Consider the following 17668-nt stretch of genomic DNA (forward strand, 5'->3'; position numbering starts at 1 on the left):
CGGATGGGGCAGAGCCGACCGGATTCGAACCGGCGTCCTCCAGCGAGCTGCGGTGGCGCGACGACCTCTGCGCTACGGCCCTGCCGTGCGGCAGCCTAGCGAAGCACCCGGCGCGCCGCCCCCCGGATCCGGCGCGAAGATCGCGTTCAGCCGTCGCCCGGGTCCTCGTCGGAGGGGCGGGCGGGCTCGGGCCCGTCCGGGCCGACCCGGACCATCCGCACCACGCGGACGATGCGGAACCGCCGCCCGCACGCCACGAACTCCACGCCCCGCTCGGCGTCGACCTGGTCGGCGGCGCGCGCGTACTCGGCCAGCTCGCCCTTGCTCGGCGGCGGCCCGCCGCCCGGCGCGTGGCGCGGCAGGATCACGCGGAAGTAGTGCGCGAGCGCGTCCCGGGCGTCCTGCGGGCCGTCGCCGCCGGTGAGCGGCCGCCAGCGGTCGTCGAGGTCCTCGGCGACGGTGAACTCCGGCGGCAGCAGCACCACGCCCGGATGCTCGCGGATCGCGGCGACCGCCTCCCGGCGCACCGCCTCCGGGACCGTCCCGGCGGCGGGCAGCAGGCTCAGCAGCTCCAGCCGCAGCGCCGCGTCCGACGGCCCGACCGGCGCGGTCGGGTCGATGAGGAACGAGCGCAGCGGGCCCTCCTCGGTGTCGGTCGGGCGCGCGGGCTCCGGGCCGTCCTCGCCGAACCGGGTGAAGCCCAGCACCCGGACGATCCGGTACCGGCGCCCGCCCGCCGCGAAGTCGGTCTCGGTCGTCGGCTCGCCCACCTCGGGGTCGCACCGGTCGGCGATCGCGAGCATCTTCTCCCGGACGCGCCGCTCGTGGCGTACGGCGGTGTCGCGCAGGTGGATCGCGAGGTCGATCCGCGCCCCGTAGGGCTCCAGCGCGCCGAGATGCCGGATCCGCCACGCGCCGCCGGAGCGCTCGGCGATGCCGAAGTCCGGCGGGCCCGCGCCCACGATCTTGGGGTACACGCGCATCCGCTCGGCGGACTCCTGGTCGCGGACCGCCTCGACGGGCCCGAGATCCCGGACGAGGTTGATCAGGTCGTATCCGGGCATGCCCTCGCTGGCCATGCACCCATCGTGGCGCCGCGGCCGCCGCGCCGCGCCCCAAACGACCGCACGGTCACCGAACACATGCTCGTCATGCGGCCTTTTCCCGTTTTGGGAGGGGTCTCATCGAGGGTCAGGACTGCGGGACGGTCGTCAGCGGCTGCGGATGCGGCGTGATGTCGCGGGTGGAGGGCGGCGATCCGGCGGCGCGCAGCACGCCCGCGGCGCCGATCACCGCCGCGTCGCCGGTGTCGTCGCCGAGCCAGGCGTCCAGCCCGGTCCGCTCGCGGATCAGCCGGTCCAGGCCGGGCAGCCGCGCCGAACCGCCGGTCAGCGTCACGCCGACGCTGAGCAGCTCGCCGGAGATCTCGGGGGAGCAGCCGCCGAGCCCGGTCCGGATCGCCTCGACGATCCGCGCGACGGGCCCCTCGATGGCGCGCTGCACGTCGGTGGTGGTGAGGACCAGCCGCCGGGGCAGCCCGGAGACGACCTCCCGCCCCTCCACGCTCGTCTGCCGCGCGGGATGCCGCCCGATCCGCGGCACCGCGCCGACCGCGATCTTCGCGGCCTCGGCGGCGGCGGGCGACAGCGCCACCCCGTGCTCGCGCCGGACGAGCGCGGCGATCGCGCGGTCCAGCGTGGTGCCGCCGACGTGCGCGGTGTGCGAGGTGACCAGCCCGCCGAAGGCGATCACGCCGACGTCGGTGACCTCGGCGCCGATGTCGGCGACGACCGCGATCTCGGGCCCGGACTCGATCAGCCCCATCCCGGCGGCGGCGGCGATCGGCGTCGGCACGAGCGTGAGGCGGCGCGCGCCCGCCTGGTAGGCGGAGAACTGGAGGGCCCGGTAATGGACGGACGACAGCCCGCTCGGCACGGTCATGACCAGCCGGGGCCGCGCCATGTAGTGGCGCCGGTGGTGGGTGCGGACGAGATGGCGCATCAGGTACTCGGCCTCGTCGGTCTCGGTCGGCGCGCCCTCGCGGATCGGCCGCACCAGCCGCACGTCGGGGCTCCGCCCCGCCATCTGCTGGGCCGGGACGCCCAGCGCGAGGATCCGCCCGCTGCGCCGCGAGCGGGCCAGCAGCGACGGTTCGCGGCAGACGACGCCGCGGCCCCGGACGTGCATCCGCACGGTCGCGCTGCCGAAGTCGATCGCCGTGTCCCGGCCCGCGTAGTCCCACATCCTCGCGTCCCCCCGATCGCCCGGAATGCCCACGGATTCCTGTCATGCCCCGGGTGTCCGGGGCAATGCCCACCGCCGGGTAAGCGAATGGCAACGGCACGGCGAACGCGGATCCGGAATGTCGGACAGGGGCGGGGAGCCGTTCCCCACGCCCGCGCCGCAACCCCGTGCCGAGCCCAAGAGATCATCAGCTCCGCCCCCGCGGGCTAGGAGGGCGGGCCGATCGCGGCGAGGGCGTAGTCGAGGCCGTCCTCGGTCGGCATGCGCAGCCCGGCGGTGTGGGCGGCGTCGTAGGCCGCGTCCCCGAGCGCGCACCGCAGGCCCCGCTCGCACTCCTCGCGCGCCGCGACCAGCTCGGGCGCGCCGAGCTGGGGCAGGCCGTGCGAGCGCCACAGCCGCTGCCCGACCCCGATGAGCCGCGCCGCGGGCTCGGCCTCCCCGGTCGCGGCGAGGGCCAGCGACAGCGCGTCCACGCAGAGGGCGAGGAACCAGGTGTCGTTCAGCGGGCGCTTGGCCACCAGCGCGTCGCGCGCGTGCGCGGCGGCGTCGCCGGGACGGCCGAGGCCCAGCTCCGCCAGCGCGTGCACGTAGTCGGCCCACGCCTGGAGGCAGCGTTCGCCGCGCTCGGCGCTGCGCGTCCGCGACTCCCGCGCCATCGCCGCCGCCTCGTCGAGCTGCCCGAGCTGGACGTGCGCGAACGCGCGGACGCCGCGCTCCAGGAACCAGATCGCCTCGTCGACGCCGCCGCGCGCCGGGTCGGGCCGCAGCGCCCGCAGCACGCGCAGGGCCTCGGCGTTCTCGCCGCGCAGCGTCATCGCCGACCCGGCCAGGAACTCGGCGGCCGTCGCGGCGAGCCGCCCGGTGTCCGCGCGGCATATCTCGATGCACTGGTCGGCGGCCGTGAGGTCGCCCTGGGCGAGGGTGATCAGCCCGCGCGCCCACGCCGCGCGCGTCCGCCCGAGGCCGGGCCTGGAGGAGACGGCGAGCGCCCGTTCGAGGAAGTGGCGCCCCTCGCGCTGGAACCCGCACGCGTACCAGTAGAACCAGAGCGCGCCCGCCAGCTCGACCGCGTCGTCGCCGTCGCGCGGGTCGGCGAGGGCGCCCTCCAGCGCGGCCCGCACGTCCGGGTGGACGGCCCGGACGCGCTCGTACCAGTCGATCTGCCGGCCGCCCATCCAGAAGGCGTAGGCGCGGCGGGCCAGCGCGAGGTGGAAGGCGCGGTGCCGCCGCGCGATCTCCTGCTCCTCGCCCAACTCCGCCAGCCACCGCGCGCCGTACTCGCGGACGGTGTCGAGCATCCCGTAGCGGGCGTGCGGCCCCGTCCCGTCGCACGTGAGGACCGACTTGTGCACCAGCCGGGCCAGCACCCGCGGCAGGTCGGCGGCGGCGAGCGGCCCGCCCGCGCACACCTCCTGGACGGTCTGCCGGTCGAAGTCCGCCGCGAACACCGACGCCCGCGCCCACAGCAGCCGCTCGGCGGGCCCGCACAGCTCGTGGCTCCAGCCGATCGCCGTCCGCAGGCTCTCGTGCCGGCCCGGCTCGTGGCCGGGGCCCCGGGCGAGCATCCGGAACCGGTCGTCGAGCCGGTCGGCGACGGCCTCCACCGGCAGCACCCGCAGCCAGGGGGCGGCCAGCTCCAGCGCGAGCGGCAGCCCGTCCAGCCGCCGGCACAGCCGCGTGACGGCGTCGCGGTTCGCCTCGTCCACCGCGAAGCCGGGGACGGCGTGCCGGGCCCGCTCGGCGAACAGCCGCACCGCGTCGCCCGCCTCCTCCTTGGCGCCGGGGTCGACCGGCAGCGGCGCGAGCGGGACGACGCGCTCGCCGTCGGCCCCCAGCGGCTGCCGGGTCGTCGCGAGGATCCGCAGCCGGGGGGCCTCCGCCAGCAGCGCCCGCGCGAGCGCCGCGCACGCGCCGGTGAGGTGCTCGCAGGTGTCCAGGACGATCAGGCAGGAGCGGCCCGCCAGGTGCCCGGCCAGGACCTCGGCCAGCGGCCGCGTCCCCGGGTCGTGGACGCGCAGCGTCGTCGCGACCGTCGGGACGAGCAGCACCGGGTCGCGCAGCCGGGACAGCTCGACCAGCCAGATCCCGTCGGGGAAGCGGCCCCGGGCGCGCCGCGCCGCCTCCAGCGCGGTGCGCGTCTTGCCGACGCCGCCGACCCCCGTCAGGGTGACCAGCGGCGACTCCTCCAGCGCGCCGTCCAGCTCGGCCAGCTCCACGGCCCGGCCCACGAAGCTCGGCAGCCCCGCGGGCAGGTTCCCGCCGCTCCGCCCGCCGCCCGCCGTCGTCGATGTGCTCATCTCGCGCCACCGTTCCGCGTTCCTTCGGGACTCTCGACGGTAGCCGCGCGACAGCGCGCGGTAAGGCGAACGTCCGAACCCGGCCCGACTCCTTTGCCCTGGGGGTGGGCGGGCGCGGTGGTCAGGGGATCCTCGCGGCGACCCGGTCGAGGACGGCGCGCAGCGCCGCGGCGGGCCCGGGCGGGGGGCCGGCGGCGTCCAGGCAGGCCGCCGCGCCCGCCAGGTTCTCGGCGGCCAGCCCCGCCGCGAGCCGCCGCGCGCCGGTCCGCTCGACGAGCCCGGCGAGGTGGGCCAGCACGGCGGGGGAGAACTCGGCGCCCGTCTCGAAGGCGGCGGCCAGCTCGCGCCCCTCCGCGGTGCCGGAGGCGAGGGCCGCCACGACCGGCAGCGACCGCTTCCGGCGGGCCAGGTCGCGGTGGGCGGCGCCGCCGGTCCCGGGCGGGTCGCCCCAGACGCCGCGCATGTCCTCGGCGAGGTGGGCGGCGTGGCCGAGCCGCTCGCCGAACATCCGCATCAGCCGCACCCGCTCGGGGCTCCCGCCGCCGAACATCGTCCCGAGCGAGCAGGCGCAGCCGAGCAGCGACGCGGTCTTGCCCGCGATCACCTCGCGGCAGTCGTCGGGCGTCGGGGCGGGCGCGGAGGCCAGCCGCAGCTCGGCGCTCCGTCCGGCGCCGAGGTCCTGGAGGCCCGCCGCGAGGTCGTGCAGGGCCCGCGGCGCGATGTCGCGGGGGGCCGCGGCGAGGACGTCCATCGCCGCCACCATGAGCGAGTCGCCGGTCAGCAGCGCCTGCGCGGCGCCGAACACCGTCCAGGCCGCCGGCCTGCGCCGGCGCGTCCCGCCGCCGTCCATGATGTCGTCGTGCAGCAGGGAGAAGTGGTGGGCCAGCTCCACCGCGACCGCCGCCGGGAGCGCGCTGCTCGCCCGGCCGCCCGCGGCCTCCCCGCACAGCAGCGCCAGCGCCGGGCGGATCGTGGCCGCCTCGTCGGTGGCGTCCGGTCCGAACAGGGGGCGCTCGTCCTCGTCCCACCAGCCGAGGTGGTAGCCCGCGACGCGGCGGACGGCGGCGGGCAGGCGGTGCACGGCGGCGCTGAGCGCGGGCTCGAACAGCGCGAGGTGCTCGGGCTCGAACGCGGCGCCGAGCGGGGGAGCGGGCGCTGCGGCGGGTGGAGCGGCTCCGGGGGGCGCGGCGGCTCCGGTGGGCGCTGCCGGTGCCTCGGTCGCCGTCATGTTCGATCCCCTCCATCGTCCGCCCTGTAGGTCAGGGCCACCGTATTCGGAACCATCCAGAACAACGGGGAGAGACATGGCCGATCCGGCTGGGATTGCCTTTCCATGACCGTCGCCATACCTGCCGACAACCTGGCAAAGGTCCTGGAGTAAAGGGACGGTGACCTGGCAAAACAGCGCTCCGGACACGGTTGTTACCGGTTAGATCGGAGGTGTTCCAGGGATGTTCCTGACGTATCGATGGCATGAATAGGGGAGTAGCGCACTCAATGGACTACAGGTCAGCGGACGCGTGCCCGGGTCTGGACGTTCTCGCCGCGGCGGACGCGGCCGTCGCCGCCGCCCGGCTCACCGCCCGCGCCGCCGCGTGGGCGAGACGGCTCGGCCCGCCCCTGGACCCCGCGCTCGCGCCGCTGTGCGGGATGCCCGCCGCGTTCGTCGCGCCCTGGACGTCGCGCCCCGCCGCCGACCTGACCGCCCGCACCGGCCTGTGGATCTTCGCGCTGGACGCCTGGACCGACGGCCCCGCCGCCCGCCGCGACCCCGCCGCCCTGCGCCGCGGCCTGGCGGACCTGCGCGCCGTCGCCGCCGGGGCCGCCGGTTCCGGTCCGCTGGGGGAGGGGCTCGCGGAGATCCGGGACGGGATCGCCGCCGCACCGGACGCGCCGGGCCCGTGGCGCCGGTCCGTGGACGCGGCGCTGGCCGGGGCGCTGTTCGAGTACGAGGCCGCGCGGCGGGTGGCCGCCGGGGGCCCGCCCCCGCCGCTCCGCGAGTACCTGCGGCACGGCGCCGCGAGCGTCGCGCTGGCCCCGCTCGTCCTCGCGATGTGGTCGGGCATGGCCTGCCCGGAACCGGTGCTGCGCGCGCTGGAAGGGCCGCTGCGGGACGCGTGCCTGGCCGTCCGGCTGGCCAACGACCTGAGCGGGCACCGCCGCGAGCGGGCCGAGGGCGTGCTGGACGCGCTCTCCCTCGGCATGAGCCCGGGCGAGGCGCGGGCCCGCTCCGCCGAGTGCGTCGCGCGCTGCCGCCGGGCGCTGCGTCCGCACATCGGCCAGGTCCCCGGGCCGGCGCTCGCCCTGGAGCGCCAACTCCTGTGGGCCGTGCGCCACTACGAGCGGGTCGACGCCGGGCACGCGGCATGACCGGGCGGAACGTCCGCGCGTCCCTGCTCGCCCGCGCGGAGACGCTGCTCGACGGCCTGGGCGAGGGCGGGTCGTTCAGCCCCTGCCCGTACACGACGGCTTGGCTGTCGCGGCTGCGCGACCGCGACCGGGTGCTGTTCCCGCGCGCGCGCCGCTGGCTCCTCGACCGGCAGCGCGCGGACGGCTCGTGGGGCGCCGTCATCGGCCTCCCCCACGACAGGACCGTCTGCACCCTCGCCGCCGTCATGGCCCTGACCGACCCGGGGCCGCCCCTGCCCGGACGGGCCGAGGCGGTCCGCGCCGGGCTGGCCTACCTGCGCGCGCACTCCACGGCGTGGCGGGCCGCCGACGTCGGGGAGACGATCGGGTTCGAACTGGCCGTCCCGTTCCTGCTCGGCCAGGCGTCCGCCCGCGGACTGGACCTGCCCTATGGCGACTGGGACGAACTGGCCAAGACCCGCCGGGCGAAACTCGACCTCATTCCGAGGGACCGCCTGCTCCGCGAGCCCACGTCGCTGATGTACTCCCTCGAAGCGGTCGACCCCGGTCCCGCGCTGCGCGGGCTCGCGCGTTTCGCGGGCCCGGACGGCTCGCTCGCCAATTCCCCCTCCGCGACGGCGGCGCTCTGGGCGGCCGGCCCGGACGGCGGGATGCCGGCGTATTTGAAGAACGTGGAAATGCCGGACGGCGGCGTCCCGTCCCTCTACCCGACCGAGGCGTTCGAGTTGGCCTGGGCGCTGCACCATCTCCAGCGCGGCGGGCTCCTCGATATGCGGGCGCCTTCCGCCGCCCGCCGCGTCGCGCGGCTGCGGGCCCTCCTCGGACCGCGCGGCCACCTCGGGCTCAGCGGCGGCTTCCCGCTGCCCGACCCCGACGACACCGCGATGGCGATCATCGTGCTGCACGCGGCGGGCCGGGGCGTCCCGCACCTGCTGGACGCCCTGCTCGACTTCGAGGGCGAGCACTGCTTCTTCACCTATCCGGGCGAGCGCGACGGATCGGTCACCCCGAACGCCCGCGTGCTGGAGGCGCTCGCGCTCCGTCCCGCCGCCTACACGCGTCCGATGGCGAAGATCGTCGAGTTCCTCCTGGACACCCGCCGCGAGGACGCCTGGTGGTACGACAAATGGCACGCGTCCCCCTACTACGCGACCGCGCAGGTGACGTTCGCGCTGACGCGGGCGTCCACCCTGCCGCTGGAGGGGACCCTGGCCTGGCTCCTCGCCACCCAGAGGCCGGACGGGTCGTGGGGCTGGTACGGGACGGGCACGCCGGAGGAGACGGGCTGCGCCGTCCTCAACCTGGACGCCCTGGCCCGCCACGGCATGCGCGTCCCCAGGTCGGCGTGGGTCGGCGCCCACCGCTACCTGCGGAACCACCTCGACGGCCCGTTCCCGGAACTCTGGGTGGGGCGAAGCCTCTACACGCCGCGGGACGTGTCGTCCTCGACGGTGCTGGCCGGGGCGGCGCTGGCCGCCGCCCGCACCGCGCCTAGCGGCGCGTAGCCGTCCGCCGCGACACCAGCATCGGCAGGCGGTCCGGACGCAGCGCGCCCGCGACCCGCTCCCGGACCTCGGCCCCGGGCGCGGGCGCCACCGACCACCGCGCGGACACGCTCGCGACGATCACGCTCAGCTGTATGTAGGAGAAATGGTCGCCGATACATTTTCGGGGCCCCGCGCCGAACGGCACGAAATGCTCCCTCGGCGGCGGCGACAGCCACCGGTCGGGATCGAACCGGAGCGGCTCCGGATAGAGAACAGGGTCCCGATGGAACGTCGTGGGGCTGTAGAGCAACTCCGCTCCCGCCGGAATGCGATATCCGCCGAGATCGACGTCGACGCGCGCGCGGCGGGACATCATCCACGCGACGCTGTGCAGCCGCAGCGTCTCGTCGATGAGCCGCCGCGTGTAGCGCAGATGGGGGAGGTCGTCGAACTCGACGGGGCGGCCGCCCAGGACGGCGTCCAGCTCCTCCTGCAACCGGGCCTGCATCTCCGGGTTCCGCCCCAGCTCGTGGTACAGCCACGACAAGGTGGTCGGGACGGTCTCGGACCCGCCCGCGAGGATGGTCACGAGCTCGTCCCTGAGCTGCGCGGCCGACATGGCGGCGCCGGTGTCCTCGTCCCGCGCGTCCATCAGCAGCGACAGCAGGTCGTCCCGCTCCCCGGGATCGCGCCGCCGCTCCTCGACCATGCCGTCCACGATCTCCCGGAGTCGCGCGGCGACCCGCGCGAACCGCCGGTTGCCGGGCAGCGGCAGCCGCGTGGCGAAGCGCGGCAGCACGGCCCGCAGCGGGATCTCCCGCAGGAACACCGTGACGCAGTGGTCGATCTCGGCGACGGTGGCCTCGTCCAGGTCCGCGCGGAGCAGCGCCCGCAGTGCCCCGGCCGCGCTCGCCCGGTGCAGCGCCACGTCCAGCTCGACGCGCTGCCCGTCCCGCCACGACCCGGCGAGCACCTCCGCCTGCTCCCGCAGGACCCCGGTGTAACCGAGCAGCCGCGCCCGGTGGAAGGACGGCATCATCAGCCGCCTCCGGCGCAGGTGCGCGTCCCCGTCCGCGGTGGCCAGGCCGCCCCCGAGCACCGGCCGCGCCCGGTCGTAGGCCCGCCCCCGGACGAACGACCCGGCGTCGGTCACCAGCATCCGCCGCAGCGGGTCCGGCGCGTTCACCAGATAGACCGGCACCGTCCCGAGCCGCACCACCACGACCGGCCCCACCTCCCGCAGATCCTGCAACAGCCCGACGGGATCCCGGAGCAGCCGCCGCGCGACGGCCGACCCTCCGGGCCCCCGCGGAACACCGGGCCCGTGGCGACCGATGAGAAGCGGCATCGAACCTCCATGAAGAGCGAAGGCGAGGCGATCCCCTCGCCCGCCCAACCCTCCGGCCACCACCGCCCACCTTCACCCAGACGCCCGAACCACTACCCGCCGCAGAGAGGAAGTTGACCAAGCAAAGAACGATCTACGATCCCCGCCCCACTGGGAGACCCCACCAACCGACCCTCCCAAGCACGACTCTCGCGTAAGCCCAGCGCAGGAGGGGTTTGCTTGTGAATCGAGTTAATGAGTGCTTTCATGGAGTGCATGACTCACCATGTGCTTCGGTTCGCGGCCGGGACGCACACCGGACGGCAGCGGACGGTCAACGAGGACTCGGCGTTCGCCTCCCCTGGGCTGCTCGCGGTCGCCGACGGGATGGGCGGCCACCCGCACGGCGACGTCGCCAGCCGCACCGCGATCACCGTCCTCGCCGAGGCCGCCCCGCACCGCGCGGCGGGGCGCGAAGGAGGCGACCCGGGGCCCGCGCTCGCCTCGGCGGTCACGGACATCGCCGCCCGCCTGGACGACCTCGGACGCCACGACCCGGACCTCGCCCGGATGGGCACGACCTTGACCGCGCTGGCCTGGGACGGCGCCGGGTTCGCCGTCGCCCATATCGGCGACTCGCGCGCCTACGTCCTGCGCGGCGGCGTGCTGGAGCGGATCACGCGCGATCACACGATGGTCCAGATCCTGGTGGACGAGGGGCGGCTCACCCCCGAGCAGGCCGCCCGGCACCCGCGCGCCTCGGTGCTGGTGCGCGCGTTGCAGGGCGGCGCGCGGGCTCAGCCGGACCTCTACCACCGGGAGGCGCGACCGGGCGACCGGTACCTCCTGTGTTCGGACGGCGTGTCCGGCGTCATCCCCGACGAGGCGATCCGGGACGCGCTGGACGCCCCGGCCCCCGAGGAGGCCGTCGACCGCCTCGTCGCCCTCGCCAACGGTGCGGGCGGCCCCGACAACATCACCTGCGTCGTCGCCGACGTCGTCCCGGAGGCCGCAGACGCCGATACACAGTCGCCCGAACTGCTCGGCGCCGCCGCGCACGCCCCCACGGGGCCTCTGGCGAGGCTCGGCCGCCGCTTGCGCCGGGCGTGACGAGCGAAGAAGCCGTTGACCCGGTTCGCGGGTGCCGGTGTTCAGCCGCCTGTGCCCTCGATGTCGCCGCCCGCGACGGACTTCGCCTCCTGGGCTCCCGGTCCCTGCCGGGAGTTCGAGGTGTGGCCTGTGGAGTGGTTGTTGACACGATTCACGGGTGTTCTTTCCGCGCATTGGGCTTCCGTTAGGGTTGGGGCATGAGCGACGACCCTGGGGTGACCGCAGGCGACATCGCCCGTATCGCGGGTGTGGGCCGCGCGACCGTCAGCAACTGGCGCCGCCGGCATGCCGACTTTCCGCGGCCCGTCGGCGGGACGGCCGCCAGCCCGCTGTTCTCGCTCACCGACGTCGAGGGCTGGCTGATCCGCAATGGCAAGCCGTTCGAGGTGTCGCTCGGCGACCGGGTCTGGCAGCGGCTCCGCGCGTCCGCCGACGACTTCCGCCTCGCCGACCTCGTCGGCTGGGCCGGGCTGCGCCTGCTGGGCGACCGCGGCGACGCGACCGGGTCGTCGCAACCAGCGATCATCCCCGGCGACCCCGAACTGCCCGGCATGCTGAAGGACCTCGCCGCCGAGTACGGCCACCGGGGCGCCTTCGAGCTGATCTTCGAGCGGTACGCCGCCGCCCACTCGCGGCGGCTCGTCCTCACCCGCGGGGACGTGGCGCGGCTGATGACCCGGCTCGCCTGCCGGGAGGGCGACACCGTCCTCGACCCGGCCTGCGGCCTCGGCACCCTGCTCCTCGCCGCGCCCGGCGCGGGGCGCGTGCTCGGCCAGGAGAGCGACCCGGCCGCCGCGCGGATCGCCCTGCTGCGGCTGCTGCTCGCCCGGACGCCCGCCGAGATCGTCGCCGCCGACTCCCTGCGCGCGGACGGCTTCGCCGAGGAGGCCGCCGACTCCGCCGTCTGCAACCCGCCGTTCGGCGACCGCGCCTGGGGCCACGAGGACCTGACCGGCGACCCGCGCTGGGAGTACGGCCTGCCGCCGCGCGGCGAGCCCGAACTCGCCTGGGTGCAGCACTGCCTCGCCCATGTGCGGCCCGGCGGACGCGCCGCGCTGCTCATGCCGTCCGCCGTCGCGAGCCGCCGGCCCGGCCGCCGCGTCCGCGGCAACCTGCTGCGGACCGGCGCCCTGCGCGCCGTCGCGACCCTCGCGCCCGGCGGCCCCGACCTGTGGCTCCTGCGCCGTCCCGGACCGGGCGAACGGCCCCCCGAACGGATCCTCCTGCTGGACGCCGAGGGCGACCTCGACCGCGTCGAACGCGAATGGAACCGGCACGTCGACGGCGGCGGCGAATGGTCGGTGCCCGTCGTCGACCTCCTGGACGACGAGGTCGACGTCACCCCCTCCCGGCACCGCCCCCGCCACAGCGGCCCGGCGTTCGGCCGCCGCTTCTCCGAGGCCCTCGACCGGCTCGCCGCCGCCGCTCCGGAGCCGCCCCGCGTCGACCTCCTGCCCGAACAGCGGCCGCTGCCGTTCACCACGATCGCCGAACTCGCCAGGGCCGGGGTCCTCACCGTCATCCACGCCCCGGCGCGGCCGCTCACCGGCGGCGCCGTGCCGGTGCTCACCGTCGACGACCTCACCACCGGGAGCGACCCCTCCGGCGCCGCCGCGCCCGACCCGTCCCTGATCAGGCTCCAGCCGGGGGACGTCGTCGCCACCGCCGCCGGGTCCGCCCGCGTCATCGCCGAGCCCGGCGCCGTCCTCGGCCCCCACCTCACGCTCTACCGCCCGGACGGCGCGCGTCTCGATCCGCATTTCCTCGCCGGGTTCCTGACGTTCGCGCACACCCGCACCGGTACCGGCTCCAGCCGCATGGACCTGCGCCGGACGCGCATCCCCAGGCTCTCCCTCGAAAGGCAGCGCGAATACGGCCGGGCGTTCCAGGAACTCGTCCGGCTGACCGCGACATTGCGGGAGATGTCGGCCCTTGGCGACGCGCTGGTTCGGCTAAGCTTCGACGGGCTGGTGGACGGTCATCTGCGTCCCCGCCGTTGACCCCGGGAGGCTCCCGCGATGCTCATAGCCGACCGGTATGAGCTCGACGACCTGCCGCTCGGACGCGGCGGGATGGGCGCCGTCTACGCCGCCGACGACACCCGCCTCGGCCGCCGTGTCGCGGTGAAGTTCCTCCAACTCCCCGGCGGCCCCGACGACGAGCTTGAGCGGCGCTTCATCCGCGAGGCCCGCATCCTCGCCCGGCTGGAGCACGCGGGCGCCCCCACCCTCTACGACTTCGGCACGTTCGAGCAGCGGCTCTACCAGGTCATGCAGTTCATCGACGGCGTCACCGTCGCCGACCTCATCGCCGAGCACGGCCCCGTCCCCGTCGCCTGGGCCGCCGGGATCACCGCGCAGGCCGCCGCCGTCCTGGCCGCCGCGCACGCCCTGTCGATCCGCCACCGCGACCTCAAGCCGACCAACCTCATGCTCTGCCCCGACGGGAGCGTCAAGGTCCTCGACTTCGGCCTCGCCGTCCTCGGCGACGCCGACGTCGCCCACTTCACCCGGCACGGGCAGATCCTCGGCACCCCGGCCTACATGGCCCCCGAGCAGATCGAGCAGGGCGTCGCCGACCCCCGCAGCGACCTGTACGCGCTCGGATGCGTCCTGCACGAGATGCTGACCGGACGGCAGCTGTTCGCCGGGCCCACCGCCTACGCGGTGTTCGACAAGCACGTCCGGGAACAGCCGCCGCCCATCCAGGGCATCCCCTCCGAACTCAACTACCTCGTCCAGGATCTTCTGGAGAAGAAGCCCGAGAACCGGCCACCGGACGCGCCGTCCCTCTATGAACGCGTCCGTCCCTTCGCGACCGACCTTCCGCTCCTGCCCGGATTCTTGGAACCCGCGTCCACGTCCAGCCCCGAGCGGATGTACGCGCTCATCGTCGGCCAGGCCCTGCGACCCCCGCTGACGCCCGCGCATGACGGACCGGCCGGGCGCGCCCCCGTCGTGCGCCCGGCCGGTCCGCGTCCTGTCAGCTCCGGGCCGCCGTGTGCGCGACGGGCCGCTCGCCCTTCGCGAGGACGGCGGGCCGCGGCTGCGCGGCGGCCAGGTTCGCGGGCCGCCCGTGCCCCTCGTGCGTGCCGACCGGCGCCTTCACCTCGTGCACGGTCACCTCGTGCACGGGCCGGGACACGCCCCTGGGCGGGACGGGCCGGCGCTCACGCCTCCCGGGCGTCCCCGCCCCGGAGCCGTCCAGGGCCGCCGCCTCCTGCGCGAGGGCCTGCTCGTTCGCGTGGTGCGCGTTCTCGGCCTCCGCCACCGCGCCGTCCGCGACGGCGGCCGCATCATGCGAGTGCGTGGCGTCCGCATGCGGCGCGCTGTTCGCGTGCGCCGCATTGTGCGCGTGGGCCGTGTTCTCCGGTTGCGCGGCGGCATTGGTGGGCGCCGCCCCGTCCTCGGTCGACTCCGCGTTCTCCGGTTGGGCCGCGTCATTTGCGGGCGGTGCCGCTGCGGGTGACGCGTCGTCCGCTTGATTGGCCGGCGACCCCGCCTCGATGGGCGGCGAGTCCTGAGTCGGCGCCGCCTCTTCCGCGGACGTTTCCTCGCTCGTCGATGCCGTTTCGTCCACGGGCGTCGGCTGGTTCACGAGCGGCGCCTGATGGGTGGCCGGTGCGTCGTTGTAGGGCGGTGTGGGCCATTGGGACTGCGTGGCCGCCGCCTCGTTGGCGGGCGGCGCGGGTTTGGCCAGCGTGGTGCGCAGGATTATGCCGGGCGGCAGGCCCAGAGGCGAATCCGCCGTGGTCTCCGGTGCCTTGTGGGCCTTCTCCTGGGCGCTCATCCGGTCGATTTTCTCGACGAGTTCACGGATGGAGGGCGACCACTTCTTGTACGCGGGCGCCCCCGGACGGACGGCCCCCGCGAACTGCCGTTTGCGGGCGGCGCCGAGTCTGTCGATCCGGACGCGGGAGCGGCTGTTGGGCGCGTGCAGGAACCGGCCGTGGCCGACGTAGATGCCGACGTGGCTGCGGCCGTGGAAGAAGATCAGGTCGCCGGGGCGCAGGTCCTTGAAGGCGACCTTGCGCCGGACGCCGGAGTACTGCGAGTAGGTGACGCGCGGGATCTTCACGCCCGCCCTGCGCCAGGCGGCCATCGCGAGGCCCGAGCAGTCGTAGCGCGCGGGACCGGCGGCGCCCCAGCTGTAGGGCTTGCCGATCTGCTTGCGGGCGAAGGTCAGCGCCTTCTTCGCCTTCGTCTTCTGCCTGGCCTCACGGGTGCGGTACCGGTCGTATGCCTTGACCTTGCCCAGCGTCACCGCGTCCAGGTCGAGCCTTTTCAGGACGACCGGGTTGAGCGCCGCCAGCGCCTGCGTGCCCGCCGGAAGGCTGAGCGCGAGCCCGACGGCGGTCACGGTGGCCGCGCGCCGGAGCGTCCTGCGTTTTCGCTCGGTCGTCCCGCCGTGGCGGGGTCGGCCGGGGAATGCCCGGGGCCGGTCGTTCGGCCGGCCGGACTGGCGTGCTTCGCACATTCGCGTGCTCCGTTTTCGTGATGTCAGATGATCTCCTACCGACAGTTCGGGTACCCGTTGATCGCGGGCGAATGGGGTGAGTGCGGGGATTTTACATGATCATGGGTCGGAATTGGATCCGGCGTTTCGTGTCTTTGATCATGTGGTCAGATGGGCCAGCGAGCGGAGCGGTACCGGCAGCCACGCGGGCCGGTTCCGGGCCTCGTAGCGCACCTCGTACACGGCCTTCTCGAACTCGAAGGCCCGGGTCAGGACGGCGTGGGCGGCCGGGTCGACACCGCCCGCGGCGGCGTAGCCGCGGCAGAACGCGGCGCGGTTGCGCGCGGCCCACGCGTGCGCGCGGGTCTCCAGGCGGCGCCCGGACTCCGGCGGCAGGGCGCCCGCCTTGGTGATCAGAAAGCGCGCCGCGTACTCGAAGGAGCGCAGCATCCCGGCGACGTCGCGGAGCGGGTGGGCGAGGGCGCGGCGCTCGCCGGGGGTGCGGGCGGGTTCGCCCTCGAAGTCCAGCACCGTCCAGCCGGACTCGGTGCGCAGCACCTGGCCGAGGTGGTAGTCGCCGTGGACGCGCTGGACGGGCAGCGGCGCCGCCCGCGTCGCGAGGTCGAGGAACGCGCCGGTGAGCGCCTTGGCGTGCGGGGCCAGCGCGGGGACGGCGCGGCAGGTCTCGGTGAGATCCTCGTTCATCCGCGCCGCCATCGCGTGGACCTCGCCGGCGGGCAGCGTCGTCACGCCGAACGCGCCCGCGAGGGCCTGGTGCACCCGCGCGGTGGCGGCGCCGAGCCGCTCGGCCTCGGCCGCGAAGTCGCCGCCCGCGGCGCTCGCGTCCAGCTCCGCCCACTCGTCCCCGCCCGGCGGCATCGTGTGGGCGTACCAGTCGCGGACGCTGGCGATCGCGAGGCTCCAGCCGTCCGCGCCGGTGCGCAGGTAGGTCGAGAGCAGCGCGAGCGTGGTCGGCTCGCCGCCTTCGCCCGGCTCCAGCTCGATCCACCCGAGGACGGCCGGGACGTGGGCGCAGCCGCCGCGCGTCAGCGCGAGGTTGACCTCCAGGTCGGGGTTCACGCCGTCGCTTAGCCGCCGGAACAGCTTGCAGATGTAGGCGTCGCCGAACAGCAGCGAGGTGTTGCTCTGCTCGGCGGTGATCGGCAGGCTCGTCAGGTCGGTGCGGATCACCCCGCCGCCCGCGTTCCGGAAGCGCAGGGGGCCGACGGACGCCTCGGCCGCCAGGCCGCGCAGCAGGGTCCGGGTCAGGTCGGGGTCGTGGGCGGCGTCATAGCAGTGCGTCCCCTCCTCGGGGGAGCCGCCGATCTCGGCGTGCCTGAGCCGGTCGGGCAGGTCGCGCCGGGTGCCGAGGAGGAGCTGGTACCGGTCGGTACCGGTGTGCTGCCGGACGTGGATGACGAGATGGTGCAGCGCCGGGTCGCCGGAATGGAGCTCGGTGGTCGCGGCGATCGTGATGCCGTCGATGGGGATGTGCTTGCCGCCGAACCAGCGCTGCCGGGGCAGCCATTCGGCGAGGTCCCGCTGCAGGACGCTCCGCGGCGGCAGCACGGTCAGGCGGTCCTCTCGGTGTCCGCGTCCTCCGGTGGAGTGAGCTGGAACCAATGGAAACCGTGCCCCGGCAACGTCATGAGGTAGGGGAGTTCGCCGATCGCGGGGAACTGCACCCCGCCCGTGCATTCGACGGGGGAGTGGCCCTCGAAGCGCCGCAGGTCCAGCTCGACGGGCTGCGGGAAGCGCGAGAGATTGCTGACGCAGAGAATGACGTCCGTTCCGCCCCACTGGTCCGCTTCCTTTTCCGTGATCTCGCGGGTGAAGGCGAGGACGGAGGGGTTGGAGGCGGAGAGTTCGTTGTAGGTGCCGACGCCGAAGACGGGGTGGCGTTGGCGGATCTCGATCATGGTGCGGGTCCAGTGCAGGAGGGATCCGGGGTTGTCGGCCTGGGCTTCGACGTTGACGGCCTGGTAGCCGTAGATGGGGTCCATGATGACGGGGAGGTAGAGGCGGGCGGGGTCGGCGCGGGAGAAGCCGGCGTTGCGGTCGGGGGTCCATTGCATGGGGGTGCGCACAGCGTCGCGGTCGCCGAGCCAGATGTTGTCGCCCATGCCGATCTCGTCGCCGTAGTACAGGACGGGGGAGCCGGGGAGGGAGAGCAGGAGGGCGGTGAACAGTTCGAGTTGGTTGCGGTCGTTGTCCAGGAGGGGGGCCAGGCGTCGGCGGATGCCGATGTTGGCTTTCATACGGGGGTCTTTGGCGTATTCGGTGTACATGTAGTCGCGTTCGTCGTCGGTGACCATCTCCAGGGTGAGTTCGTCGTGGTTGCGGAGGAAGATGCCCCATTGGCAGTTGGTGGGGATGGT

Annotated in this window: 12 protein-coding genes, 1 tRNA gene and 1 pseudogene; 5 read left to right on the plus strand and 9 right to left on the minus strand. The window is 75.0% G+C overall.

Going from position 1 to position 17668, the window contains the following annotated elements; translation table 11 throughout:
• Window positions 1-9 precede the first annotated feature (9 nt).
• The 5 genes from KLI87_RS26265 to KLI87_RS26285 form a co-directional block, all read right to left on the minus strand.
• Window positions 10-82, minus strand: a tRNA-Leu gene (locus KLI87_RS26265).
• Between the two features lie 64 nt (window positions 83-146).
• The gene (locus tag KLI87_RS26270) at window positions 147-1079 is read right to left on the minus strand and encodes a DUF5954 family protein (RefSeq protein WP_156215532.1); all 933 of its coding nucleotides are present in this window, start codon (window positions 1077-1079) and stop codon (window positions 147-149) included.
• Window positions 1080-1191: 112 nt separating this feature from the next.
• The gene (locus KLI87_RS26275; RefSeq protein WP_156215533.1) at window positions 1192-2244 is read right to left on the minus strand and encodes a rod shape-determining protein; all 1053 of its coding nucleotides are present in this window, start codon (window positions 2242-2244) and stop codon (window positions 1192-1194) included.
• Between the two features lie 206 nt (window positions 2245-2450).
• Window positions 2451-4541, minus strand: a complete 2091-nt coding sequence (locus tag KLI87_RS26280) for an ATPase (protein ID WP_214619073.1) — start codon at window positions 4539-4541, stop codon at window positions 2451-2453.
• Between the two features lie 121 nt (window positions 4542-4662).
• The gene (locus KLI87_RS26285) at window positions 4663-5769 is read right to left on the minus strand and encodes a polyprenyl synthetase family protein (RefSeq protein WP_214619074.1); all 1107 of its coding nucleotides are present in this window, start codon (window positions 5767-5769) and stop codon (window positions 4663-4665) included.
• Between the two features lie 269 nt (window positions 5770-6038).
• Here KLI87_RS26285 and KLI87_RS26290 point away from each other — a divergent pair, with 269 nt between their 5' ends.
• Both KLI87_RS26290 and KLI87_RS26295 read left to right on the plus strand, forming a co-directional pair.
• A complete protein-coding gene (locus tag KLI87_RS26290) occupies window positions 6039-6911 on the plus strand; it encodes a terpene synthase family protein (protein ID WP_214619075.1) in 873 nt (290 codons plus the stop codon).
• Entirely contained in the window at window positions 6908-8416 is a 1509-nt protein-coding gene (locus KLI87_RS26295; protein ID WP_214619076.1) for a prenyltransferase/squalene oxidase repeat-containing protein, read from the plus strand. The genes KLI87_RS26290 and KLI87_RS26295 overlap by 4 nt, the downstream gene beginning before the upstream one ends.
• Here the strand turns inward: KLI87_RS26295 and KLI87_RS26300 are convergent.
• Window positions 8403-9746, minus strand: coding sequence for a cytochrome P450 (locus KLI87_RS26300; protein ID WP_214619077.1), 1344 nt, complete (start codon window positions 9744-9746; stop codon window positions 8403-8405). The genes KLI87_RS26295 and KLI87_RS26300 overlap by 14 nt on opposite strands.
• A 255-nt stretch (window positions 9747-10001) precedes the next feature.
• Between KLI87_RS26300 and KLI87_RS26305 the strand changes: the two genes are divergently transcribed.
• The 3 genes and pseudogenes from KLI87_RS26305 to KLI87_RS26315 form a co-directional block, all read left to right on the plus strand.
• Complete coding sequence (locus tag KLI87_RS26305; RefSeq protein WP_214619078.1) at window positions 10002-10835, plus strand: PP2C family serine/threonine-protein phosphatase; 834 nt, start codon at window positions 10002-10004, stop codon at window positions 10833-10835.
• A gap of 197 nt (window positions 10836-11032) precedes the next feature.
• Entirely contained in the window at window positions 11033-12835 is a 1803-nt protein-coding gene (locus KLI87_RS26310; protein ID WP_214619079.1) for an N-6 DNA methylase, read from the plus strand.
• Window positions 12836-12907: 72 nt separating this feature from the next.
• Window positions 12908-13549 (plus strand): annotated as a pseudogene (locus KLI87_RS26315) (serine/threonine-protein kinase); the annotation flags it as partial.
• Window positions 13550-13817: 268 nt separating this feature from the next.
• Here KLI87_RS26315 and KLI87_RS26320 read toward each other — a convergent pair.
• The 3 genes from KLI87_RS26320 to KLI87_RS26330 all read right to left on the minus strand — a co-directional run.
• Entirely contained in the window at window positions 13818-15311 is a 1494-nt protein-coding gene (locus KLI87_RS26320) for a C40 family peptidase (RefSeq protein WP_214619080.1), read from the minus strand.
• 138 nt (window positions 15312-15449) lie between these two features.
• Window positions 15450-16859, minus strand: a complete 1410-nt coding sequence (locus KLI87_RS26325) for a phosphotransferase (RefSeq protein ID WP_173390648.1) — start codon at window positions 16857-16859, stop codon at window positions 15450-15452.
• A 2-nt stretch (window positions 16860-16861) separates the two neighbouring features.
• Window positions 16862-17668, minus strand: an 807-nt coding sequence (locus KLI87_RS26330; protein ID WP_214619081.1) for an alpha-glucosidase C-terminal domain-containing protein, incomplete at its 5' end; no start/stop codon positions are given.

The organism is Actinomadura sp. NEAU-AAG7 (assembly GCF_018603865.1).
In the GTDB taxonomy this organism is placed as follows: Bacteria; Actinomycetota; Actinomycetes; order Streptosporangiales; family Streptosporangiaceae; genus Spirillospora; species Spirillospora litoris.

Bases quoted from the DNA above. Each gene is read 5' to 3' on its own strand.
- KLI87_RS26270 (WP_156215532.1), bottom strand. From the start codon at position 1,079: ATGGCCAGCGAGGGCATGCCCGGATACGACCTGATCAACCTCGTCCGG.
- KLI87_RS26275 (WP_156215533.1), bottom strand. From the start codon at position 2,244: ATGTGGGACTACGCGGGCCGGGACACGGCGATCGACTTCGGCAGCGCG.
- KLI87_RS26280 (WP_214619073.1), bottom strand. From the start codon at position 4,541: ATGAGCACATCGACGACGGCGGGCGGCGGGCGGAGCGGCGGGAACCTG.
- KLI87_RS26285 (WP_214619074.1), bottom strand. From the start codon at position 5,769: ATGACGGCGACCGAGGCACCGGCAGCGCCCACCGGAGCCGCCGCGCCC.
- KLI87_RS26290 (WP_214619075.1), top strand. From the start codon at position 6,039: ATGGACTACAGGTCAGCGGACGCGTGCCCGGGTCTGGACGTTCTCGCC.
- KLI87_RS26295 (WP_214619076.1), top strand. From the start codon at position 6,908: ATGACCGGGCGGAACGTCCGCGCGTCCCTGCTCGCCCGCGCGGAGACG.
- KLI87_RS26300 (WP_214619077.1), bottom strand. From the start codon at position 9,746: ATGCCGCTTCTCATCGGTCGCCACGGGCCCGGTGTTCCGCGGGGGCCC.
- KLI87_RS26305 (WP_214619078.1), top strand. From the start codon at position 10,002: ATGACTCACCATGTGCTTCGGTTCGCGGCCGGGACGCACACCGGACGG.
- KLI87_RS26310 (WP_214619079.1), top strand. From the start codon at position 11,033: ATGAGCGACGACCCTGGGGTGACCGCAGGCGACATCGCCCGTATCGCG.
- KLI87_RS26320 (WP_214619080.1), bottom strand. From the start codon at position 15,311: ATGTGCGAAGCACGCCAGTCCGGCCGGCCGAACGACCGGCCCCGGGCA.